Annotated in this window: 20 protein-coding genes; 8 read left to right on the plus strand and 12 right to left on the minus strand. The window is 73.5% G+C overall.

The features are described from left to right. Positions 1 to 129: 129 nt before the first annotated feature. A complete protein-coding gene (locus tag ACQPZG_RS25040) occupies positions 130 to 816 on the minus strand; it encodes a winged helix-turn-helix domain-containing protein (protein WP_433547967.1) in 687 nt (228 codons plus the stop codon). Between the two features lie 382 nt (positions 817 to 1,198). Then, positions 1,199 to 2,218: a glutamine synthetase gene (glnII, locus tag ACQPZG_RS25045; protein WP_433547968.1), complete on the minus strand. Its 1,020-nt coding sequence runs from the start codon at positions 2,216 to 2,218 to the stop codon at positions 1,199 to 1,201. Positions 2,219 to 2,452: 234 nt separating this feature from the next. On the opposite strand from glnII, the gene ACQPZG_RS25050 reads away from it, so the two are divergent. Continuing rightward, positions 2,453 to 3,418, plus strand: coding sequence for a Gfo/Idh/MocA family protein (locus ACQPZG_RS25050; protein WP_433547969.1), 966 nt, complete (start codon positions 2,453 to 2,455; stop codon positions 3,416 to 3,418). Positions 3,419 to 3,523: 105 nt separating this feature from the next. Here ACQPZG_RS25050 and ACQPZG_RS25055 read toward each other — a convergent pair whose 3' ends face one another. Then, positions 3,524 to 3,901, minus strand: coding sequence for an ArsC/Spx/MgsR family protein (locus tag ACQPZG_RS25055; protein WP_433547970.1), 378 nt, complete (start codon positions 3,899 to 3,901; stop codon positions 3,524 to 3,526). Positions 3,902 to 4,024: 123 nt separating this feature from the next. On the opposite strand from ACQPZG_RS25055, the gene ACQPZG_RS25060 reads away from it, so the two are divergent. Beyond that, positions 4,025 to 4,336 carry a hypothetical protein gene (locus tag ACQPZG_RS25060; RefSeq protein ID WP_433547971.1) on the plus strand — a complete coding sequence of 104 codons (312 nt, stop codon included), beginning with the start codon at positions 4,025 to 4,027 and terminating at the stop codon, positions 4,334 to 4,336. 99 nt (positions 4,337 to 4,435) lie between these two features. Here ACQPZG_RS25060 and glnA read toward each other — a convergent pair whose 3' ends face one another. Further along, positions 4,436 to 5,845 (minus strand): type I glutamate--ammonia ligase, encoded by a 1,410-nt coding sequence (glnA, locus tag ACQPZG_RS25065; RefSeq protein ID WP_433547972.1) that lies wholly within the window; start codon positions 5,843 to 5,845, stop codon positions 4,436 to 4,438. A gap of 244 nt (positions 5,846 to 6,089) precedes the next feature. Between glnA and ACQPZG_RS25070 the strand changes: the two genes are divergently transcribed. Then, on the plus strand, positions 6,090 to 6,557 hold the full coding sequence (locus ACQPZG_RS25070; protein ID WP_433547973.1) for an RDD family protein: 468 nt from the start codon (positions 6,090 to 6,092) through the stop codon (positions 6,555 to 6,557). 105 nt (positions 6,558 to 6,662) lie between these two features. Here the strand turns inward: ACQPZG_RS25070 and ACQPZG_RS25075 are convergent, their stop codons facing one another. From ACQPZG_RS25075 to lipB, 4 genes are all read right to left on the minus strand, one after another. Next, positions 6,663 to 7,367, minus strand: coding sequence for a DUF4191 domain-containing protein (locus ACQPZG_RS25075; protein WP_185025912.1), 705 nt, complete (start codon positions 7,365 to 7,367; stop codon positions 6,663 to 6,665). A 19-nt stretch (positions 7,368 to 7,386) separates the two neighbouring features. Further along, a complete protein-coding gene (locus ACQPZG_RS25080) occupies positions 7,387 to 7,581 on the minus strand; it encodes an SCO2195 family GlnR-regulated protein (protein ID WP_433547974.1) in 195 nt (64 codons plus the stop codon). A gap of 272 nt (positions 7,582 to 7,853) precedes the next feature. Beyond that, positions 7,854 to 8,819 carry a lipoyl synthase gene (gene lipA, locus ACQPZG_RS25085; RefSeq protein WP_433547975.1) on the minus strand — a complete coding sequence of 322 codons (966 nt, stop codon included), beginning with the start codon at positions 8,817 to 8,819 and terminating at the stop codon, positions 7,854 to 7,856. 91 nt (positions 8,820 to 8,910) lie between these two features. Further along, a complete protein-coding gene (gene lipB, locus ACQPZG_RS25090) occupies positions 8,911 to 9,729 on the minus strand; it encodes a lipoyl(octanoyl) transferase LipB (RefSeq protein WP_433547976.1) in 819 nt (272 codons plus the stop codon). A gap of 228 nt (positions 9,730 to 9,957) precedes the next feature. Here lipB and ACQPZG_RS25095 point away from each other — a divergent pair, with 228 nt between their 5' ends. Beyond that, entirely contained in the window at positions 9,958 to 11,424 is a 1,467-nt protein-coding gene (locus ACQPZG_RS25095; RefSeq protein ID WP_433547977.1) for a regulator, read from the plus strand. A 322-nt stretch (positions 11,425 to 11,746) separates the two neighbouring features. On the opposite strand, the gene ACQPZG_RS25100 is transcribed toward ACQPZG_RS25095, so the two are convergent. Then, complete coding sequence (locus ACQPZG_RS25100; protein WP_433547978.1) at positions 11,747 to 13,294, minus strand: FAD-dependent oxidoreductase; 1,548 nt, start codon at positions 13,292 to 13,294, stop codon at positions 11,747 to 11,749. 237 nt (positions 13,295 to 13,531) lie between these two features. Then, on the minus strand, positions 13,532 to 14,428 hold the full coding sequence (locus ACQPZG_RS25105; protein WP_433547979.1) for a TIGR01777 family oxidoreductase: 897 nt from the start codon (positions 14,426 to 14,428) through the stop codon (positions 13,532 to 13,534). A gap of 56 nt (positions 14,429 to 14,484) precedes the next feature. Between ACQPZG_RS25105 and ACQPZG_RS25110 the strand changes: the two genes are divergently transcribed. After that, a complete protein-coding gene (locus ACQPZG_RS25110; RefSeq protein ID WP_433547980.1) occupies positions 14,485 to 15,009 on the plus strand; it encodes an N-acetyltransferase family protein in 525 nt (174 codons plus the stop codon). A 127-nt stretch (positions 15,010 to 15,136) separates the two neighbouring features. Next, positions 15,137 to 16,246: a PP2C family protein-serine/threonine phosphatase gene (locus ACQPZG_RS25115; protein ID WP_433547981.1), complete on the plus strand. Its 1,110-nt coding sequence runs from the start codon at positions 15,137 to 15,139 to the stop codon at positions 16,244 to 16,246. Positions 16,247 to 16,589: 343 nt separating this feature from the next. Here ACQPZG_RS25115 and ACQPZG_RS25120 read toward each other — a convergent pair whose 3' ends face one another. Continuing rightward, positions 16,590 to 17,108: a DUF4240 domain-containing protein gene (locus ACQPZG_RS25120; RefSeq protein ID WP_433549540.1), complete on the minus strand. Its 519-nt coding sequence runs from the start codon at positions 17,106 to 17,108 to the stop codon at positions 16,590 to 16,592. A gap of 195 nt (positions 17,109 to 17,303) precedes the next feature. Between ACQPZG_RS25120 and ACQPZG_RS25125 the strand changes: the two genes are divergently transcribed. Together ACQPZG_RS25125 and ACQPZG_RS25130 are read left to right on the plus strand one after the other, a co-directional pair. After that, positions 17,304 to 19,322 carry a hypothetical protein gene (locus ACQPZG_RS25125; protein ID WP_433547982.1) on the plus strand — a complete coding sequence of 673 codons (2,019 nt, stop codon included), beginning with the start codon at positions 17,304 to 17,306 and terminating at the stop codon, positions 19,320 to 19,322. An 89-nt stretch (positions 19,323 to 19,411) separates the two neighbouring features. Next, complete coding sequence (locus tag ACQPZG_RS25130) at positions 19,412 to 20,335, plus strand: SDR family oxidoreductase (RefSeq protein WP_433547983.1); 924 nt, start codon at positions 19,412 to 19,414, stop codon at positions 20,333 to 20,335. Between the two features lie 349 nt (positions 20,336 to 20,684). On the opposite strand, the gene ACQPZG_RS25135 is transcribed toward ACQPZG_RS25130, so the two are convergent. Next, entirely contained in the window at positions 20,685 to 21,671 is a 987-nt protein-coding gene (locus ACQPZG_RS25135; protein WP_433547984.1) for a helix-turn-helix transcriptional regulator, read from the minus strand. Positions 21,672 to 21,731 lie beyond the last annotated feature (60 nt).

Raw genomic sequence — 21,731 nt, forward strand, 5'->3', positions numbered from 1 at the left:
GTGTCCCGAGGCTTCCGTGCCTGACCGCAGGCACAGTCTCCCCCGGGGAAGGCGGCCGGGGCACGGGGCCCCGCACCCGGGGCGGGGTGTACCTGGCACCACCGCCCGCGGGGCCCCCGTACGCCGGAGTCAGGGAACGTACTTGTAACCCACCCGGCGCACCGTCTGGATGGTGTGGCGGTGCTCGGCGCCCAGCTTGCGGCGCAGCCGGGCGATGTGCACGTCCACGGTGCGGCCGTCGCCCACGTGTCCGTACCCCCACACCGTGGTGACCAGCCGGTCCCGGGTGTGCACGCGCTGGGGATGCGCCACCAGGTGCGCCAGCAGCTCGAACTCCAGGTACGTGAGGTCCAGCGCCCGCCCGTCCACCTCGGCGGTCCGCCGCGCGAAGTCGATCCGGACGGCACCGGGCCGCAGCTCCGCGCGCCCCTCGCCGACGTGCTCCACGTCGGCGGGCTGCTCGACGGTGGGCTGTCCGGCGATCCGCTGTCCGTCGGAGTGCCCCGCGACGTCCGGAGCGGCGACCGGCCGCGGGTCCGCCGGTACGAGGACGAGGTAGCCGACCATCGGCGGGCGGCCCGGCAGGGCGGGCAGCACGTGCGGCGGGGCGGGCAGCCAGGTGGCGCCCGGCGGAAGGTGGTCGGCCACGTCGTACGCGGGACGGAGCCCGGCGGGCGAGGCGGCCGGGGACGTCACCTCGTCGCGCTCGACGGCGCGCAACCGGTGCGGCCCCGGGCGCACCGGCTCGTGCGCCGTCCGGCGCGGGAGGGCCGGCGAGGCGGTGGGAAGGGAGCGGGTGACGGTGGCGTGGGTCATGACGGAGTCTGCTTTCGCGCGGAGGAGGCCGCCGCGGGGAGTCACGCGGCGGCGTGCTGCTTCCTGCCTGGTCGCGCGCACCGAAGGCCGTACCGGAGCGGTCCGGGGTACGGCGTTAGGGGGTGCGCGCGTTCACGGCGCGACAACAGACCCGGTCGAAGTCGTGGTGCTGACGGGAGGGCCAGAACGGCTCCAGGTCGCAACGACCCGTGGCACTGGTGTTCTGAAAGCCGGTCATGCGCCCCATTCAAGCACGGGCCCGGCGGGGGGCGGCAGTGCTCCCTCGGACACACGGTTCGGGCCGCACCGCCTTCGCTCCGGCGACGCGCGAAAGGGGCGCCACCGGCCCGTGCCGGTGAACGCCCCCCTGCGCGTCGGAGGTTCAGACCTGGGCGGCCTTCTCCAGGGCCGTGCAGCACGTCTCCACGATCAGCCGGGTGACGACGTACGGGTCGACGTTGGCGTTCGGGCGGCGGTCCTCGATGTAGCCCTTCTTCTCCTGGGCGACCTGCCAGGGGATGCGGACCGAGGCGCCGCGGTCGGAGACGCCGTAGCTGTACTCGTTCCACGGAGCGGTCTCGTGCAGCCCCGTGAGGCGGTCGTCGATGCCGGCGCCGTAGTTCTTCACGTGGTCCATCGGCTTCGAGCCCTCACCCAGCGACTCGCACGCCGTGATGATCGCGTCGTACCCCTCGCGCATCGCCTTCGTGGAGAAGTTGGTGTGCGCGCCCGCGCCGTTCCAGTCGCCCTTGACGGGCTTCGGGTCCAGGGTGGCGGACACACCGAAGTCCTCTGCGGTGCGGTAGAGCAGCCAGCGGGCGATCCACAGCTGGTCGGAGACCTCCAGCGGCGACAGCGGGCCCACCTGGAACTCCCACTGCCCCGGCATGACCTCGGCGTTGATGCCGGAGATCCCCAGGCCCGCCGCCAGACAGTGGTCGAGGTGCTTCTCCACGATCTCGCGGCCGAAGATCTCGTCCGCGCCGACACCGCAGTAGTAGCCGCCCTGTGCGGCCGGGAAGCCGCCCACCGGGAAGCCCAGCGGACGCTCGCCCTCGAAGAAGGTGTACTCCTGCTCGATCCCGAAGATCGGCTCCTGGCCCGCGAACTGCTCGGCCAGCGGCCGGAGTTCGGCCCGCGTGTTGGAGGAGTGCGGCGTCATGTCGATGTTCAGGACCTCGCACATGACGAGGATGTCGCCGCCGCCGCGGATCGGGTCCGGGCAGGAGAACACCGGGTTCAGGACCAGGTCCGAGGCGTGGCCCTCGGCCTGGTTGGTGCTGGAACCGTCGAAGCCCCAGACGGGCAGCGCGGCGCCGTCCGCCAGGATCTTCGTCTTCGAGCGGAGCTTGGCGGTCGGCTCGGTGCCGTCGATCCAGATGTACTCGGCCTTGAACGTCACGGACGCCATCCTTTACGGGTTCTACGCGGCTGCGGGGGGACTCGGCCACCGGTTGCGGCGGTGGCGGGATCGCGACCCCGTTGCTGCTGCGGTGATGGTCGGCAGCCTGGCAACCCGCGATTTCCCGGCCGTTGCCCGATGGTGAACCCCGTGTTACCGCACGCGCCCCGCCGGGTGACGTGCGTCGCACCGCCTCCCTTGGACCACCTCGGCCCCCACCGGCAGACTGGACGCATGACCACGACGCCCCCCGCCGGCACCCCGGCGCACACCCCCGCCCGTGCCCGCATCGGACTCCTCGGCACCGGTCCCTGGGCCGACCGCACCCAGGCCCCGGCGCTCGCCGCGCATCCCGGCGTCGACTTCGTGGGCGTGTGGGGGCGCCGTCCGGAGGCCGCCGCGAAGATCGCCGAAGCGCACGGCACCCGGGCGTACGACGACGTGGACGCCCTCTTCGCGGACTGCGACGCGGTCGCCCTCGCCCTCCCGCCGGACGTGCAGGCGCCGCTCGCCGTGCGTGCCGCGCGGGCCGGCTGCCACCTGCTCCTCGACAAGCCGGTCGCGACGAGTGCCGACGGCGCGCGGCAGGTCGCCGAGGCGGCCGAGGAGGCGGGCGTCGCCTCCGTCGTCTTCTTCACCCTGCGCTTCGCGACCGGCACGTCCTCCTGGGTCGCCGAACAGGCCGCCGCGGACGGCTGGTTCACCGCCCACGCCTACTGGCTGGGCGCGCTCTTCTCGCCGGACTCCGACAGCGTGTACGCGGCCTCCCCGTGGCGCGGCGAGAAGGGCGCCCTGTGGGACGTGGGCCCGCACGCCCTGTCCGTGCTCCTGCCGGTCCTCGGTGACGTCACCCACCTGACCGCCTCCGGGGGCCGCGCCGACATGGCCCACCTCGCCCTGCGGCACGCCTCGGGCGCGTCCAGCACGGCGACCCTCAGCCTGAGCGCCCCGCCCGAGGCGTCCGGCGTCGGCGTCGAACTGCGGGGCGCCGCGGGCGTCACGACGCTCCCCAACCCGTGGGGGCCCGGCGCCGAGTCCTTCGGCGCCGCGATCGACGCCCTCCTGGAATCGGCCCGCACCGGCACCCCGCACCCCTGCGACGCCCGTTTCGGCCTGCGCGTGACGGAGATCCTGGAACAGGCGGACGCGGCGCTGACCGCGGCGCGGGAGACGGCACCGCGGCCGGCCACGACCGCCTGACCGCCCGCACGGGCCGCCGCCGACGCAGGGGGCGGCCCGCAAGCCCTCGCCCGCCCCGTAGCCGCCCCGTAACGGCCCCTCAGGACGCGCAGCCGAGCGCTTTCCTCACCGGCCCCGGGCCGCGGAGCGCCCCACGGCGTCCCGTACCGCCTCCTCCGTGCGCCCGACTACCGCGGTGCCGTCGTCGGCGGTGAGGATCGGCCGCTGGATCAGTGCCGGGTGCGTGGCGAGCGCCGTGATCCACCGCTCGCGCGCGTCGGCGTCCCGCGGCCAGTCCCGTACGCCCAGCTCCTCGGCCTCCGCCTCCTGGGTGCGCGTGATGTCCCAGGGCTCCAGGCCGAGCCGGCCGAGCACCGCCCGGATCTCCGCCTCGCCGGGCACGTCGTCGAGGTAGCGGCGCACCGTGTAGTGGGCCCCCTCCTCGTCGAGGATCCGCACGGCGGAACGGCACTTGGAACACGCGGGGTTGATCCAGATCTCCATGCCCCGAAGATACCTCCCGCCCCACCCCGCACAGAGGTCAAATGCCGTTTGGCCAGCGACGATTGTCAGTGGTGGCCAGTAAAATGGGAAGCGTCCGAGAGGGTCCGTGAACGCCTCGGGAGGATGCCCGTGACCGCTGCCGTACTGAGGGACGACGCCCGCCCCCGCAAGCCGAAGAGCCGCAAGCCCGTACCGCCGAAACCGCTGTACAAGAAGCCCCTCCCGGCCGGCCGGCCGCGCGAGTGGTACATCTCCCACAACCGCCGCCTCAAGGCCATGCGCCTGGCGATAGCCCTGATGGACACCGGGGTCTACGTCCCGGAGAAGGCGACCAACCGAAGGATCCGCGCCACCGCCGCCCGGGTGGGCATCCACCCGCCGTCCAGCACCACGTGCCGACTGGTCCGCGAACTGATCCGCGACGAGCTGAGCTGACGCGCACCCGCGCCCGGCACGACGGGAGCCCCGCCACCGCCCGAAGGCGGTGACGGGGCTCCCTGCGCGACGCGTCGGACACCTGCGTGCCCGGCCGGTCTAGAGGTCGAAGTACAGCTCGAACTCGTGCGGGTGCGGGCGCAGCTGGATCGGGGCGATCTCCTGCGTGCGCTTGTAGTCGATCCACGTCTCGATCAGGTCGGCCGTGAAGACGCCGCCGGCCAGCAGGTACTCGTGGTCGGCCTCCAGCGCGTCGAGGACGGCCGGCAGCGAGGTCGGGACCTGCTGCACGTTCGCGTGCTCCTCGGGAGCCAGCTCGTACAGGTCCTTGTCGATCGGCTCCGGCGGCTCGATCTTGTTCTTCACGCCGTCCAGACCGGCCATCAGAAGGGCCGAGAAGGCGAGGTACGGGTTGGACGACGGGTCAGGCGCGCGGAACTCGACGCGCTTGGCCTTCGGGTTGGAGCCCGTGATCGGGATGCGCATCGCGGCGGAGCGGTTGCGCTGCGAGTACACCATGTTGACCGGGGCCTCGAAGCCGGGGACCAGACGGTGGTAGGAGTTCACCGTCGGGTTGGTGAAGGCCAGCAGCGACGGGGCGTGCTTGAGGATGCCGCCGATGTAGTAGCGGGCCATGTCCGAGAGACCGGCGTAGCCCTGCTCGTCGTAGAACAGCGGGATGCCGTTCTGCCACAGCGACTGGTGGACGTGCATGCCCGAGCCGTTGTCGCCGAAGATCGGCTTCGGCATGAAGGTCGCGGTCTTGCCGTTGCGCCAGGCGACGTTCTTCACGACGTACTTGAAGAGCATCAGGTCGTCGGCGGCGGCGAGGAGGGTGTTGAACTTGTAGTTGATCTCGGCCTGGCCGGCCGTGCCCACCTCGTGGTGCTGGCGCTCGACCTGGAGGCCGTTCTTGTCCAGCTCCAGGGAGATCTCGGCACGGAGGTCGGCGAAGTGGTCGACCGGCGGGGTCGGGAAGTAGCCGCCCTTGTAGCGGACCTTGTAGCCGCGGTTGTTCTCCACCGCACCGGTGTTCCAGGCGCCGGCCTCGGAGTCGATGTGGTAGAAGCTCTCGTTCGCCGACGTCTGGAAGCGGACGTTGTCGAAGACGTAGAACTCGGCCTCGGGGCCGAAGTACGCGGTGTCCGCGAAACCGGTGGAGGCCAGGTACGCCTCCGCCTTCTTGGCGATGTTGCGCGGGTCGCGGCTGTACTGCTCGCCCGTGATCGGGTCGTGGATGAAGAAGTTGATGTTGAGCGTCTTGTCGCGGCGGAACGGGTCCAGGCGGGCCGTCGACAGGTCGGCGCGCAGCGCCATGTCGGACTCGTGGATGGCCTGGAAGCCGCGGATCGACGAACCGTCGAAGGCGAGCTCCTCGTCCGGGTCGAAGGCCGCCGCGGGGATCGTGAAGTGCTGCATCACGCCCGGCAGGTCGCAGAACCGGACGTCCACGAACTTGACGTCGTTGTCCGCGATGAACTTCTTGGCTTCGTCGGCGTTCCCGAACATCCAGCTCCTCCTACTCCCGCCCGGGGCCGGACGGGGTTGCCGCTATTCTGCGGGTCTTCGTGCGGGCCAGTGCGGTGGCACACGCTGGCGTCGACCATAGGCAGCCGGGATTTCTCCAGCATGACCCATTTGTTTCGCCCAAGTTAACCAGGACGTGGCGACGGACCCCGCCGGTGTCCTCACCGGCGCTCCTCCATGTGCCCCGCCCGGACCGGGACGAACGGGGGCGCAGTACCTTTGTGGGGTGGACAACAGGCAAGCAATCGGATCGTGGCTCTCCGGACCGCGCGCGGCCGCCGAGGAGATGGGCGCCGACTTCGGACACCGGGGCAAGCGCCTCGGCCTGCCCCCCGAGGGGCCGGGCTCGGTGGCTCCGCTGGGCCGCCGCTTCGGCGCCCTCTTCGTCGACTGGGGCCTGTGCCTGCTCATCGCCTACGGGCTTTTCGCCCGCGGCGACTCGCAGGCGGCCGGCAACTGGGCGCTGGGCATCTTCCTCGTACTGAGCATCCTCACCGTCGGCACCGTCGGCTGCACCCCCGGCAAGCGCCTCTTCGGGCTGCGGGTCGTCTCCGAGCGCGGCGGACGCCTGGGCTTCGGCTGGGTCGTGGTGCGCTCCGTGCTGCTCTGCCTGGCGGTCCCCGCGCTCATCTGGGACCGGGACGGCCGCGGCCTGCACGACCGGCTGGCCCGCGCCGTACAGGTGCGCATGTAACGCGGAACGCGGCCCGCGGACGGTGGGACGGACAGCAGGACGGCCCCGGAACCTGGAGGAGGTTCCGGGGCCGTCGCTCGCACAGAAGGAACGGGAAGGGGAGGGTCAGCGGCCGCGCGGCATCTTCATGCCCTTGGTGCCGGGCATCGGGCCCTTGGGGATCGGCATGTTGCTCATCAGGTCGCCCATCGCGCGCAGCCGGTCGTTGGTCGCGGTGACCTGCGGGCCCGTGAGGGTGCGCGGCAGCTTGAGCATGGTCGTGCGGACCTTCTTCAGCGGCACCTGGCCCTCGCCGTTGCCGACGATGATGTCGGTGACCGGGACCTCGGGGCCGACGATGCGGGCCATCTTCTTCTTCTCGGACGCCAGCAGCGTCCGCAGCCGGTTCTGGTTGCCCTCGGCGACCAGCACGATGCCCGCCTTGCCGACGGCCCGGTGCACGACGTCCTGGCTGCGGTTCATCGCCACCGCCGGTGTCGTGGTCCAGCCGCGGCCGACCTGGTCCAGGACCGCCGCCGCCGCTCCCGGCTGTCCCTCCATCTGCCCGAAGGCAGCGCGCTCGGCGCGGCGTCCGAAGACGATCGCCATCGCGAGGAAAGCCAGCAGGAAGCCCAGGATGCCCAGGTAGACCGGGTGCCCGATCAGGAAGCCGAGGCCGAGGAGGACACCGAAAACGACGATGCCCACGCCCGCCACGACGAGACCCACCTTGGGGTCGTTCCGCCGGGTCATCTTGTACGTCAGGGCAATCTGCTTGAGTCGCCCCGGGTTCGCAGTGTCCGCGTTCGCTGCGCGTTCCTTCCTCGCCATGCGAGAAAGTTTACGTTGCTTAGGACGTACGAGCGGACACCGCCTCCAGTACGTGCTGCGTCTCCACCCGGTCCTTCGCCCGGCGCCGGTCCTCCAGCACCGAGGTCCAGGCGTTGCGGCGGGCGGTGCGCTGACCGGTGCCGATGAGCAACGACTCGACGGTGCGCAGCGCGTCCGTGACGGACGGGAGGGTTTTGGCGCGTACGGCCTGCATGTCGGGGTTCCCTCTCGTGACAACAACGGCGAATGGCGGCAGTGGGTGGAGCTGCGGTGCGGCGGTGCTGTGGAACCTCGGTGGAACTGCGGTGCGTGGACCAAGCGTCACTGACTGGTGTTACCAGCAGGTGACCGACCGGTCAAACACCGATGAAACCTCGACGTTACGGGTGAAACGCCGACACGGCCCGTTCGACGCCCCCGACCTGCGGGTGTCGTACGGGCCGCGTCGTCACGGCGGGCACTGCGCTACGGCGGCTGTGCCGGGTTTCACACGGCCTGCGGGGTCACCGGCGTCCCGCGCCGCTCCATGGCCTGGCCGTACAGCCGGCCCGCGCGGTAGGAGGAGCGGACCAGCGGGCCCGACATCACGCCGGAGTAGCCGATCGCGTCGGCCTCGTCCTTCAGCTCGACGAACTCCATCGGCTTGACCCAGCGCTCGACGGGGTGGTGCCGGGGGGAGGGCCGCAGGTACTGGGTGATGGTGATGAGCTCGCAGCCCGCCTCGTGCAGGTCGCGCAGCGCCTCGCTGACCTCTTCCCGGGTCTCGCCCATGCCGAGGATCAGGTTCGACTTGGTGACCAGACCGGCCTCGCGGGCCTTGGTGAGGACGTCGAGGGACCGCTCGTAGCGGAATCCGGGGCGGATGCGCTTGAAGATGCGCGGCACCGTCTCCACGTTGTGCGCGAAGACCTCCGGGCGGGACTCGAAGACGACGTCCAGCAGCTCGGGGACCGCGTTGAAGTCGGGGGCCAGCAGCTCGACCTTGGTGCGGCCCTCCGCGCGGCCGGCGGTCTGCTGGTGGATCTGGCGCACGGTCTCCGCGTACAGCCACGCGCCGCCGTCCTCCAGGTCGTCGCGGGCGACGCCGGTGATGGTGGCGTAGTTCAGGTCCATGGTGACGACGGACTCGCCGACGCGGCGGGGCTCGTCACGGTCCAGGGCCTGCGGCTTGCCCGTGTCGATCTGGCAGAAGTCGCAGCGCCGCGTGCACTGGTCGCCGCCGATGAGGAAGGTCGCCTCGCGGTCCTCCCAGCATTCGTAGATGTTCGGACAGCCGGCCTCCTGGCACACCGTGTGCAGTCCTTCGCCCTTCACCAGGGCCTGCATCTTGGTGTACTCGGGACCCATCTTCGCCCGGGTCTTGATCCACTCGGGCTTGCGCTCGATGGGGGTCTGGCTGTTCCGGACCTCAAGACGCAGCATCTTGCGCCCGTCGGGTGCGACAGCGGACACGTCCGCACTCCCTCTTGCCGTAACGGCTTCGATTCATCGGCGGACACCAGGGTACGCCCGATATTTACATGGCTCTACGTCCGGGCAACCCTCACCCGGGCAGGGGCATTCCCTGAGCGGCCGTCTTCTCGACGGGGCGGGGTGCGGGGACCGCCTCCGCCATCACCGCCACCAGGTGCTTCTCCACGACCGGCAGGACCTCGTCGATGGTCACGTCCCGGCCCAGCTCGTTCGCGAGCGAGGCGACGCCCGCGTCCCGGATGCCGCAGGGCACGATCCGGTCGAACCAGGTGTTGTCCGGGTTCACGTTCAGCGAGAAGCCGTGCATGGTGACGCCCTTGGCGACCCGGATGCCGATCGCGGCGAGCTTGCGGTCCTCGCGCCGCTGACCGGCGTTGGACGGCGCGTACTCGGGACCGTTCAGCCGGGCGTCGAACTCGGGGTCCGACAGCCGCGGGTCGAAGTCGAGGGAGAGGCCGCCGATCTGCGGGCGCTGCTCGACGGGGTCGCCCAGGACCCACACGCCGCTGCGGCCCTCGATACGGGTCGTCTCCAGGCCCAGCTCCGCACACGTACGGATGAGGGCCTCCTCCAGCCGCCGCACGTGGGCGACGACGTCCACCGGGCGCGGAAGCTTCTGGATCGGATAGCCGACGAGCTGACCGGGACCGTGCCAGGTGATCTTGCCGCCGCGGTCCACGTCGACCACCGGCGTCCCGTCCAGGGGGCGTTCGCTGTCCTCGGTGCGACGGCCCGCCGTGTAGACGGGCGGGTGCTCCAGTAGCAGACACGTGTCCGGAACCTCGTCGGCGAAGCGGGCCGCATGCACCTCGCGTTGCCTCTGCCAGGCCTCCCGGTACTCGACGGCGTTCTCACCGAACCCCAGTCGGACGAACCGCAGCTCACTCACGGTGGTGTCTCCTTCGTATCGCCTCGCCCCAGCCACTGTACGGCGGCGCGGGAAGCGGTCCATGGGCAGGGCGAGGAGCGGGGTCTCCGTCAGCGCCTTCCCGGAATCCTCACACGAACGGATGAAGTAGAGGCGCAGAGGCCGGTTGCGGGGCTCGGTCTCGCTAAATTCGCGCCGTTCCACGCAGGGCTGCCACCCGGGGCCCGGAAGGCAGGAGAGCCACAGCTGATGACGGAACGACCTCCGCAGCGCACCCCCAACCGACAGCTCGCCGCGCTCATCGCGGAGGCGGGATTCTCCAACGCGGGCCTGGCCCGGCGCGTCGATCAGCTGGGACTGGAGCACGGGCTCGACCTCCGGTACGACAAGACATCGGTCACCCGCTGGCTGCGCGGCCAGCAGCCGCGCGGCACCACGCCCGCGCTCATCGCCGAGGTGTTCACCAGAAGACTCGGCAGACGTCTCTCCGCACAGGACCTCGGGCTCGACGCCTGCGCCCCCGTCTACGCGGGGCTGGAATTCGCCGCCACCCCCGAAGAGGCCGTCGACATCGTGAGCGGGCTGTGGCGCAAGGACTCCGGCAGCCACGCCGAGCTGCGGAAGATCGCGTTCACCCCGGCGGGACTCGTCGTCCCCAGCCGGGACTGGCTGATCGGCCGGGCCGACGACCGGGTGGGCCGCGCGGCGGAGCCCCCGGCCGTCAACGGCGCCCCCGCGGCACGGGTCCCCGCCCAGGGCGGCCGGCCGGTCGCCGTCCTGCCCCGGCAGCGGCAGACCGACCGGGGGCCCGGCCAGCGGGTCACCTCGGGGGACGTCGCGGCGCTGCGCTCGGTGGCCGAGCTGTTCCGCACCCTCGACCACGCGTACGGCGGCGGGCACGCGCGCCAGGCCCTCGTGCGGTACCTGGAGCACGAGGCGGAACCGATGCTCAGGGGGGTCTACGGGGAGGCGACAGGACGCCGGCTCTTCGCGGCCGTCGCCGACCTGACCCGGCTGGCCGGCTGGACCTCGTACGACATCGCCGCGCACGGGCTGGCCCAGCGCTACTTCGTGCAGGCGCTGCGTCTCGCGCAGGCCGCCGGGGACCGGGCGTACGGGTCGTACGTCCTGGTGACCATGAGCCGTCAGGCCGTCTACCTCGGGCACGGCCGGGAGGCCGTCCAGCTGGCGCGGGTCGCCCAGCAGGGGGTCGGTTCCTCGGCGCCGCCGGCCGTGCAGGCGATGCTGCACGCGGTGGAGGCGCGCGGCCACGGTGTGCTGGGGGAGGTGCGGGCCTGTACGTCCTCGCTGGTGCGGGCGGAGCGGGCGATGGAGGCCGCGCGCCCCGGGGACGACGTGCCGCACTGGGCGCGGTTCTTCGACGAGGGTCAGCTCGCGGACGAGTTCGGCCACTGCCACCGGGACCTCCAGCAGTACCGGGCGGCGGCGCAGCACGCCGAGAAGTCCTTGCAGCTGCGGCCGGCCGGTTACGCCCGCAGCAGGCTGTTCTGCCGGATCGTCCTCGCCCAGGCGCGGCTGGGGCTCGGCGAACTGGACCAGGCGTGCGCGCTGGGCGCGGAGGCGGCCCAGCAGGCCTCCGAGATGCGCTCGGCGCGGGCCACGGAGTACGTGCGCGAGTTCGAGCGAAGGCTGGAGCCGTACCGGGACGCGGCGGCGGTACGGGGATACCGGGACCGGGTGGCGACGCTGGGCTGAGGAGGCGGCGCACGTCGCACGGACGGGGCGGGACACCTCGTACGGCGGGGCGGGGCGGGGGCGGCGGGGCGCCTTGCACGGCGGGGTGGGGCCGGGGGGGTGGGGGTGCGGGTGCGGTTGTGCGGGCCTGCGGGGGGGCGGTGCACCTCGTACGGCAGGGCGGGGTAGGCGGTGCGCCTTGTACGGCGGGGTGGTGTCGGGCGGGTGGGGGTGTGCGGGCCCGCGGGGAAGGCGGTGGGCACTTCTCCCGCGGGCCCGTCTCCGGTCCGGGGCCGTGGACCGGAGGCGCTGGGCACGACGCAGGGCGTCGTGCGGCGGGGCGTCAGGCTGCCTCGCGGAGTTCCTCCGCCGCGTAGCCAGGCCGGATGCCGAAGTCGCGCAGGATCTCCAGGGCGGCCCGGCGGCCCGAGTGCAGGGCCCCCTGCACGGTGCTGGTGCCGCGGTGGTCGCCGCACACGTACAGGCCGGACAGCAGCCGCACCGGACGGTGCACGTCGTGCGGGGCGGGCATCGCGGGCACGGCCTCCGGGTCGTGGTGGACGGCGAGGAGCTCCCAGTCGTCCGTCGGGGTGCCGTGCAGGCGCGCCAGGTGGGATCGGACGTCGGCGTCGAGCCCCGGCGGGGTGACGGGCAGGCCCAGCACGGTGGAGGAGATCAGCACCCGGCCGCCGGGCGCCCGGGTGGGGTCGACCGCGCTGACGACGGCCGAGTGCGAGACAGGGCCGCCCCGGTCGGCGTCCAGCACCAGGGCGGAGCCGGTCGCGGGCGCCGAGCCGGGTGCGGCGGTGTGGTGCAGGACGGTGACCGGGTGGAAGCCGGGCACCCGCAGGCCGGGCAGGAGGTCCGCGGCGGCGCGCGCGCCGGTGGCCACCAGCAGGGAACGGCAGCCCAGCTCGCCGTCCTCCTCGGTGGTGACCGAGGAGATGGACGCGCCGGTGACGTGCACTCCGGTACGGACGGTGCCGGGCGGCAGGGTCGCGGCGAGGAGTTCGGGCAGGGTGCCCGCGCCCCCCTCGGGCAGGCAGAGCCGACCGCGTGCGAAACCGCGCAGGGCCAGGTCGGCGCAGCGGCTGGAGGTGGTGAGACCGGGGTCGGAGAGCAGCGCGGCCAGCAGCGGGCGCAGGAAGCCGTCGACCGTGCGGGACGGCAGGCCGCGTCCGGCGAGGGCGTCCAGGGCGGGGAGTTCGGACCGGGCCAGGAGGCGCTCCACCGGGGTGGCGGCGAAGCGCGACAGGGCCGCCGCGAGCCGGGCCTGTTCGAGGGGACCGCCGAGGGGGCGGATCCGGAGCGGGGCGGCGTCCGTCGCCGGGCCGCCGGGCAACGGCGTACCGGGCACGGGCGTCGGGCCGGCGAGGGGTGGGGCGTCGGCGCGGGGCGCCGTGGCCGCACGGGACGGCGCGGCGGTGCGGGCGGAGCCACGGGGGGCGCTTGCCAGGGCGCGCGCGGCGCTGAGTGCGCCCCTCGCGCTCCGGGCACCGCTGCGTGCTCCGGTCAGCGCTCCGTTGCGTGCCCCGCTGAGCGCCCCGCCGCGGACCGTGCCGCGTGATCCGTCGCGGGCTGCGCCCACCTCGCCCGCGCGGTAGTGGCGGCCCTCGCCGTGGACCAGGACGCCGGGGGCGAACGGCCGCAGGGCGAGGGCTTCGAGGCCGGGGGTGCGCAGCAGCTCCGGATAGGCGGTACTGAGGACCTGGCCGATCCGGTCGAGCCGGAACCCGTCGACCTCCTCGGTGGCCATCCGCCCGCCGACGTGCGGGGCGGCTTCCAGGACGCGGACCGTGACACCGGCGCTGATGAGCTGGTGGGCCGCACGGAGTCCGGCGACTCCGGCCCCCACGATGATGACGTCCGCATGGTGTGCTGGGTTAGGCACGTGCCCCTCCCCGAGGTCGGCGCGGCTGTGGTCGCAGGGCTCCTGCCCCCGACAGCCCTGCGGAATACCCGTAGGGAGGACGCAGCGTAGAAGTCGGCACGGCGTGCGCGGCAGGCGCGCACGTCCCGGGCACCGAGGCACAGCGGTCGCACGACGGTGGAGAAACGGTCGACAATCGGTCCGACATGTGACCGGTTTCCGACGGGTTCTCGTCGGAAACCGGTCAGGAACGTTCATTCAGTCGGTGTGGAGCGCCGCCCGGAGCGCGTCGTCGACGGTCGGGAAGGCGAAGGAGAAACCGGACTCCAGAAGGCGCGCCGGCACCACCCGCTGGCTCCCCAGCACGTCCCCCGCCAGCTCCCCGAGCGCGATCCGCAGCGCCGGAGCGGGCACGGCGAACACGGTCGGCCGGCGCAGCACCCGTCCCATCGCCGCGGTCACCTCCCGGTTGGTGACCGGCTCCGGGGCGGTCAGATTCACCGGTCCCGACAGCGACTCCGTGTCGATCAGGTGCCGCAGCGCCGCCACCTCGTCGTGCAGCGCGATGAAGCTCCAGTACTGCCGCCCGTCACCGAGACGGCCGCCCATGCCTGCCCTGAAGAGCGGAAAGAGCCTGCCCCACGCCCCGCCGCCCTTCGCGACCACCAGCCCGGTGCGCGCGAACACCGTCCGGATCCCCGCCTCCTCGGCCGGCGCCGCGGCCTCCTCCCACTCCACGCACAGCTCCGGCAGGAACCCGTGGCCGGGCGGCGCGTCCTCGTCGACCCGCCGGTCGCCCGTCTCCCCGTAGAAGCCCAGCGCCGAGCCGCTGACGAGGACGCGGGGCGGCACGTCGAGCGAGGCGACGGCCTCCGCGATCGCCGCCGTGCCGAGCAGCCTGCTCTCCCGCAGCTCCCGTTTGTACGCGTCCGTCCAGCGGTGGTCGCCGATGCCCGCCCCGGCGAGGTGCACCACCGCCTCGCAGCCGACGAGTCCGCCCGCGTCGACGTGACTGCGCTTCGGATCCCAGCACACCTCGTCCGGGGACCTGGACGGCCGTCGTACGAGACGCACCACCTCGTGCCCGTCCGCGCGCAGGGAACGTACAAGTGCCGTACCGATGAGGCCCGTAGAGCCGGTGACCGCGATCCGCATGGGTCCATCCTGCCTCTGCGCCACGGCTTTCGCGCGCCCCGTGGCATGGTGACGACATGTCCGAGACGCGAAACCGCCCGCCCGCCCCTTCGATACGCGCCGCCGAACTGTCCGACGACGCGGAGCTCGCGCGGCTCGACCGGGAGACCTGGTCGCCGCTGCACTCCGTGACGCCCCTGCCCGAGCCGCCGTACGAGCCGTACTTCGACGCCCGCCACCAGCCCGGCGACGTGCTCGTCGCCGAGGACCCCGACGCGGCCGGCCGGCTCCTCGGCTACGTCCGGCTGGTACCGCCCACCCCCCTGGCCTGCAACGCGCACGTCCTCCAGATCAACGGCCTCGCGGTGGCCGAGGAGGCCCGCGGCCGGGGGCTGGGCCGGGCTCTGGTGCGGGCGGCCGGCGAGGAGGCGCGCCGCCGCGGCGCCCGGCGTCTCACGCTGCGGGTGCTGAGCCACAACAAGCCCGCCCGGACCCTGTACGAGGCGGAGGGCTTCGTCGTCGAAGGCGTGCTGCCCGGCGAGTTCCACCTGCACGGGGAGTACGTGGACGACGTCCTGATGGGCAAGCCGCTGACGGGCTGAGCCCGCCGTCCGGCCGGGCGCGAAAGGGGCAATACGGTCATACTGGTCCGGTAGGCGATCCAGGCGTGCCCCTGACCCGGCCGTCGCGCCCCGTCCGCCCCACCGTCGCCCCCGAGGAGCCTCTTCCATGAGCTCGGTCCGCGCCCGACGCGGTGAGGAGACCCCGGGGTGGCTGCGCGGGCAGCAGGTGCCCCGCTGGCTGCGCGTGCTGCCGGTCGCCCTGCTGCTCGTCCTGGGCTTCGCGGACATGCTCACCCCGAGCCACTTCCGGCTGGGCTTCTTCCTCACCGTCCTGCCACCGCTCGCCGCCCTCATGCACGGGCCGCTGGTCACCGCCCTGCTGGGGGTGGGCGTACTCGTCGTGGCCAGTCCGCTCACCCCCGGCTGGCAGGCCGCGCGGGGGGACGTGCTGCCTCTGGTCATCGCCGCTGCGATCAGTGTCCTGCTCGCCTGGATCCGCAGCCGCCGCGACGCCCAGCTGGTCCACATCGGCACGGTCGCCGAGGTCTCGCAGCTCGCCGTTCTGCCGCCGCTGCCCGCGCTGGTCGGAGGCGTGCGGTGCGCCGGCCGCTACCGGGCGGCGCACCGCGGCGCCCTGGTCAGCGGAGACCTCTACGACGTGCGGCAGGGACCCTGGGGCGTACGGGCCGTGGTGGCCGACGTGGAGGGGCACGACCTCGCGGCCGTGTCGACGGTCTCCGCCCTCCTCGGCGCCTTCCGGGAAGCCGTGCTCGACGACCCGGACCTGGCGGCGGTGGCGGCCCGCCTGGACCGCCGCCTGGTCGTCGACTCGGCCGCCGTCGAGCACGCGGAACTCTTCGCGACCGCGGTACTGCTGGAGTTCCCGGCCGACGGGAAGACCGTGCACGTCGTGTCCTGCGGACATCCGCCGCCCCTGCTGCTGCGCGACGGCACGGCGACGGAACTGTCGCTCGACCCCGCCCCGCCGCTCGGCCTCGGGCTCGCAGACCTGGCCGCGCCCTCCGTCACCGTGCTGCCGCTGCGCCCCGGGGACCGCCTGCTGGCCCACACGGACGGTGTCACCGAGGCCCGCGACGCGCGGGGCGACTTCTACCCGCTCGCCGCCCGCCTCTCCACGATGGTGACGACGGCGCCCGCGCCGGAGGAGGAACTCGGCGCGCTCGCGGAGACGGTCCTCGCCGACCTGGCGCGCTTCGCGCACGGCGGCGTGGAGGACGACGTGGCCCTGCTGCTCCTGGAACCGGGAAACGACTGACTCGCGCACGCACCGCCGATCCGCGGGAAGCGGCCCGCCCGTCGTGCCGCCGACGCCGGAGGAGCGCGCCCCGCCGAACGGCCCGAGGGGTTACGGGGAGGCCCGTCGCCATGTCGTGCCGGGCTGCGGAGTCGTCTGCCGGGTGCCTTGCGGGGAGGCCCGTCGCCACGTCGTGCCCAGCTACGGAGCCGTCTGCCGAACCGCTCGCAGGATTACGGGAAGGCCCGGCGCACGTCTCGCCGGGCCAGCCAGGGGGGAGCCGTCCGCCGACCGGCTGGGAAGGGCACGGGAAGCGGCCCGCCGGTCGCCGAAGCGCCCCTTCGTCGCGGGAGGAAGCGGTCCGCTAGTTCCCGAACCTCTCCCAGAGCTGCGGGTAGCGGTCCGCCAGCACCCCGTCGTCGTCCAGATCGATCGGCGTGCCCTGCGGCTCCGCCGCCTGGGCCGGAACCCCCAGGTCCGGCGCGACCGCCCCGGTCAGCTGCTCGTACGCCTCGTCCGCCGCGTAGCCCAACTCCTCCCCGTCCCCGTCGATCTCGTCGTCGAAGTCGTCGAGCAGCCCGGCCAGGTCGTCCGGCTCGTGCAGCGCGCCCTCGAAGACCTCCCGGCCCTGGCCGATCAGCCAGCACCGGAAGTAGTCGAAGGCGTCGTCGCTCGCCGAGCCCAGCAGGACCGAGGCGGCCCCCCACAGATCCCAGCGGTAGGCGCGGTTGTACCGCACCTCGAAGTGTCTGGCGAAGTCGAGCACGGCGTCGGGGTCGAGCTGGAGCAGTCGCTCGACCAACAGGTCGGCGTGGTCCTCGGGGTCGCCCTCGGCGGCCTCGCGGGTGCTGTCGACCGTCTCCCAGAATTCCGTCTCGTCCATCACGAGGTACAGCATCCGGCCTGCGGGGGCGCGACGCACGCGGAGGGGGCGGCAGGGGAACGTCTCCTTTCTCACACCTTCTTTCCCGACCTCCGGTTCCCGGCCGTCCGGGGCCCGGTGTGACCGTCCCACGATTCACTCGTTTGAAGGGCAAGCGACGCACGCACTCTCACCCTCAAAGGGGTTGCCCTCGCCATGGACACGCAAGACCGCACGGAGCGCACCGCGGCTCCCGAAGGCCCACTGAGCGTGGCACAGGCCGAAGCCGCGCTGGTCGAGCACTATCCGCGCCTCGTCCGACTCGCCTTTATCACCCTCCCGCCCGCCCTGGGCCGCCACCGCCGGGTGCTCGTCGCCCACGGCATCGCCCAGCGCGCGCTCCCGGCCCGCACACGGCCCGCCCCGCGGACCGCCCCGGGCGTCCCGAACCAGCGCGCCGCCCCCGTCGGCACGGGTCCCGGGAGCGCCTACGCCGCGCTGCGCGCCCGGGTGCTGCGCGAGTCCCTGGCGTACGGGAAGCGGCCCGGCTGGTGGCCCGGCCGCGTCCCCGGCCCGGACCGGCTGCGGCACCTGCTGCCCGCCGTGTGGGGGCTGCGGGTCTTCCCCGCCGCGGGCGGCGCCGACGAACTGGCCCTGGAGCAGGCCCTGTCCGGGGCGGACGCCGCCACCCGTGCCGCCCTCGCGCTCCGCCGCGCCGAAGACCTGACGGAGGACCGCACCCGCGATCTCCTCGCCGAGGCCGGGGTCGCCGAACCCGCGCTCGCCCTGCGCACCGCCGAGCGGCTCGCCACGAAGGCCCTCGGCGAGCCCGCCGAGGGGACTGGACACCCCCTGCTGTCCGGCGAGTTCGACCCCTGTTTCGTGCACACCCGGCCCACCGACCTGCTGCGCCGCCGCCACCGGCTGCGTACCGCCGGGGCGGCCCTCGTCGTCGCCGCGGTGGCCGCCGCGACCCTGCCCCTGGTGCTGCGGGAGGGGCAGGGCCCGCAGGAACGCGAGGCGGCCACCGGCACCCGCAACGCCTCCATAACCCAACGGGTCACGGACCCCCGCAACCTGGTGCGGGCCGAGGACGACGAGTGGGCCGACACCTCGCGCGTCGACTTCACCGTCTGGCCGGCGCGCGGCGACCGCCGGGACGACCTCGCGCTGCTCGACCGCGCCCTCAAGGTGTGGTCCGCTCCGGCCCGGACGGTACGGATCTCCAGCACTCCCGGCACCGGCACCGCGCCGCCCGTCGAGCCGCCCCGGCTGCTGTACGCGGGCGACGTCGACGGCACCGCGGTGGTCCTGTTCAACGACGGTGACCGCACGGTCCGGTACGCCGAGCCCGCCGACGCCTCGCAGCCCCCGGTGCTGGACTTCGCCCGTACCGACGACGCCGACGTGGTGACCGGGGCGGCCCTGGTCGTCACCCGGAGCGGTTCCGCCTCCCGCTTCCTGCTCGCCCCGTGGATCGACGAGACCCGCACCCGCGACCTGCTCAGGCCCGCCGCGCCCGGCGGCGAGCCGGCGGTGCGCGGCGACGGCGTCACCGCGGCGGTGCCCAGGCCGGGCGCGGGCGGCACGTGCGACTCCTGGCCCGCCCTCCAGCTCCGCTCCTCCGAACGGATCGTCGAGAACCACGCCTTCCTGCTGACCGACCTCGGTGACCTGGCGCCCGTGCATCTCACCTACACCCCGCCGCCGGGCAGCGGCGCCCCCGCCCGGCAGCCGCGCGAGGCCACCAGCGCGGCGGCGCTGGCGAACTGGGCGCGCACCGCCTGCCACCTGCCCTCGCTGCGCGGCGCGGGAGTGCGCGCCGTCAACAACTGGGTGTACGCGCAGCAGACCCTGCCGGAAGGGGCGGGCCGGGCCGACTGGGTGTGCACCCGGGCCGACACCTGGCGGGGGCCGGGCCGGGTCCTGGTGCAGCTCCAGCTGCCCGGCACACCGCCCACGGCACTCGGGGCGCCGGTCGTCGAGGCGCGGGACACCGCGTCGTGCAGCCGGTTCGGCCAGCACGTCCTCGCGGGCGCGGGCTGGAAGGGGCCGAAATCGGGCGACTGGTACCTGCTCGCCGCCGGCAGCCGCAAGGTGCAGAGGATCCAGGCGACCGGTGGAGTGAAGGCCGACGCGAACGGGACCACCATGGCCGTGCGCGCGCCCCGGGGCGTGAAGGCCGAGCTGCGGGCCCGGATGGCGGACGGGTCGACGCTCGAAGGGCTGCGGTGAGGCACCGGGTCCCTTCCGCCGACTCATCCCGACAGAAGGTGTCGGGATGGGGCGGCATCCTCGTGCGTACGAACGACGAAGGAGCCGTGATGAACGCAGTACAGCCCGACCTGACCGGACGGATCACCCTGGTCGCCGGCGCGACCAGGGGCGCCGGGCGCGCCATCGCCGTGGAACTGGGGGCGAAGGGCGCCACCGTGTACGTCACCGGGCGCACCACCCGCGACAGGGTCAGCGAGGTCGGCCGGACGAGCGAGACCATCGAGGAGACCGCGGAACTCGTCACCGCGGCGGGCGGCGAGGGCATCGCCGTACCCACCGACCACCTGGAGCCCGACCAGGTCCGGGCGCTGGTCGAGCGGATCGACCGGGAGCGGGGGCGGCTGGACGTGCTCGTCAACGACGTCTGGGGCGGCGAACACCTCGTCGAGTTCGGCAAGAAGATGTGGGAGACCGAACTCGCCCAGGGGCTGCGGATGCTCGAACTCGGCGTCAGGAGCCACATCGTGACGAGCAGTTGTGCGCTGCCCCTGCTGGTCCGGCACGAGGGCGGCCTCGTCGTCGAGGTCACGGACGGCACGGCGGAGACGAACCGCGTCTTCCGCGAGGACTTCTACTACGACCTCGCGAAGAACGCGCCGATCCGCATGGCGTCCAACCTGGCCCACGACCTGGCCGACGTGGGCGGGACCGCGGTGTCGGTGACGCCCGGTTTCCTGCGCTCCGAGCAGATGCTCGACCACTTCGGGGTGACCGAGGCGAACTGGCGGGACGCGATCGCCAAGGAGCCGACCTTCGCGATCGCGGAGTCACCGGTGTTCGTGGGGCGGGCGGTGGCGCACCTGGCCGCGGACCCGGATCGGGCCCGGTGGAGCGGACAGTCGCTGTCCAGCGGACAGCTGGCGAAGGAGTACGGCTTCACCGACGCGGACGGGTCACGCCCGGACGCGTGGGGGTACCTGTCCCGCGTCACCGCCGGCGACGAGGAAGCCCTCCCGGAGCACTACCGCTGAGCCCCCGCCGCCCCCCGCCGTCCACCCCCTCCCCTCGGGCGGGGCCGCCCACCACTTCCCCTCGGTGTCCCCTTGGGCGGGGCCGCCCACCACTTCCCCCCGGTAGCCCCTTTGGGCGGCGGGGCCGCCCCCCGGGGTGCGGGGGTACCTCCCTGCACGAGCGAAGCCGAGTGCTTGGGGGAGGGCGGGCAAGGGGGCGGCCCCCCGCGACGCGCCCCGCCCCCGCGATGCGCCCCCACGTGCTCCGCCCCCGCCCACGAAGTACCCCGCCCCCGCCCACGAAGTACCCCGCCCCCGCCCACGAAGCGCCCCGCTTCTGTACCACGCCCCCTACGAGCCCCTCCGTCCCCTACAGGCCCCCCGCACCCCCGTAAAGCCCCGCCAACCGCCTCCCCGTCTCCGCCATCCGCCCCCGCAGCTCCTCCGGCCCCAGCACCTCCACCTCCGCCCCCAGTCCCAGCAACTGGGTGTACGCCACCTCCACGGACTCCACCCGCAGGGTGACCCGGACCCAGCCCGCCGCGTCCGGTGGCTCCGCCGCCGCCAGCGCCTCGCGGGAGGCCATCGCGTCGGTCACCCGGGGGAGCGCCGCCGCCCCCGCCGCGGAGAGGCGCAGCCTCACCTCGTCCCGCAGCAGGGAGCGCGCGAAGTCCGCCGCCCGGGAGGCCCAGAATCCGGGCAGGTCGAAGTCCGCGTCGCGTACGAAGGGTTCGTCGGTCACGACGGCCGCGGTGAAGCGCTCCAGGCGGTACACCCGTACGTCCCCCGGCCCGGCGACCCGCGCGCAGACGTACCAGATGCCGCCCTTGAGCACGAGCCCGTACGGATCCAGGCGCCGTTCCACCTCGCGGTCGTTGCGCCGGTAGCGGGCCCGTACCACCCGGTCGCCCCACACCGCCTCGGCGAGCGCGGGCAGCAGCTCCGGGGTGTGCGGTTCCTGGTACCAGCCGGGGGCGTCCAGGTGGAAGCGCTGCGCCGCGTTCGTGGACGCGTCCCGGAGCGAGGGCAGCAGCGCCGCCGACACCTTGAGCCGGGCCGCCGACGCCGCGTCCTCCAGGCCCATCTCCCGCAGCGCCCCCGGGAGCCCGGACAGGAAGAGGGCCTCGGCCTCGCTGCGGGCCAGCCCGGTCAGCCTCGTGCGGTATCCGCCGACGAGCCGGTAGCCGCCGTCCCTGCCCCGGTTCGAGCAGACCGGGACGCCCGCCTCCGAGAGCGCCTGCGCGTCGCGCTGGACCGTCCGCTCGGACACCTCCAGCTCCCGCGCCAGCTCCGCGGCCGTCATCGTCGGCCGGGACTGGAGCAACAGCACCATCTTGATCAAACGAGCAGCGCGCATGAGGTCATCATGCGCGCTGCCACTGACAGCCGGGCCGTGCGCCCGACGGGTACTTCCGCT

This window comes from Streptomyces sp. CA-294286 (assembly GCF_050947155.1).
Lineage (GTDB): Bacteria > Actinomycetota > Actinomycetes > Streptomycetales > Streptomycetaceae > Streptomyces.

Bases quoted from the DNA above. Each gene is read 5' to 3' on its own strand.
- ACQPZG_RS25040 (WP_433547967.1), bottom strand. From the start codon at position 816: ATGACCCACGCCACCGTCACCCGCTCCCTTCCCACCGCCTCGCCGGCC.
- ACQPZG_RS25050 (WP_433547969.1), top strand. From the start codon at position 2,453: ATGACCACGACGCCCCCCGCCGGCACCCCGGCGCACACCCCCGCCCGT.
- ACQPZG_RS25055 (WP_433547970.1), bottom strand. From the start codon at position 3,901: ATGGAGATCTGGATCAACCCCGCGTGTTCCAAGTGCCGTTCCGCCGTG.
- ACQPZG_RS25060 (WP_433547971.1), top strand. From the start codon at position 4,025: ATGCCCGTGACCGCTGCCGTACTGAGGGACGACGCCCGCCCCCGCAAG.
- glnA (WP_433547972.1), bottom strand. From the start codon at position 5,845: ATGTTCGGGAACGCCGACGAAGCCAAGAAGTTCATCGCGGACAACGAC.
- ACQPZG_RS25075 (WP_185025912.1), bottom strand. From the start codon at position 7,367: ATGGCGAGGAAGGAACGCGCAGCGAACGCGGACACTGCGAACCCGGGG.
- ACQPZG_RS25080 (WP_433547974.1), bottom strand. From the start codon at position 7,581: ATGCAGGCCGTACGCGCCAAAACCCTCCCGTCCGTCACGGACGCGCTG.
- ACQPZG_RS25095 (WP_433547977.1), top strand. From the start codon at position 9,958: ATGACGGAACGACCTCCGCAGCGCACCCCCAACCGACAGCTCGCCGCG.
- ACQPZG_RS25105 (WP_433547979.1), bottom strand. From the start codon at position 14,428: ATGCGGATCGCGGTCACCGGCTCTACGGGCCTCATCGGTACGGCACTT.
- ACQPZG_RS25110 (WP_433547980.1), top strand. From the start codon at position 14,485: ATGTCCGAGACGCGAAACCGCCCGCCCGCCCCTTCGATACGCGCCGCC.
- ACQPZG_RS25115 (WP_433547981.1), top strand. From the start codon at position 15,137: ATGAGCTCGGTCCGCGCCCGACGCGGTGAGGAGACCCCGGGGTGGCTG.
- ACQPZG_RS25120 (WP_433549540.1), bottom strand. From the start codon at position 17,108: ATGGACGAGACGGAATTCTGGGAGACGGTCGACAGCACCCGCGAGGCC.
- ACQPZG_RS25125 (WP_433547982.1), top strand. From the start codon at position 17,304: ATGGACACGCAAGACCGCACGGAGCGCACCGCGGCTCCCGAAGGCCCA.
- ACQPZG_RS25130 (WP_433547983.1), top strand. From the start codon at position 19,412: ATGAACGCAGTACAGCCCGACCTGACCGGACGGATCACCCTGGTCGCC.
- ACQPZG_RS25135 (WP_433547984.1), bottom strand. From the start codon at position 21,671: ATGCGCGCTGCTCGTTTGATCAAGATGGTGCTGTTGCTCCAGTCCCGG.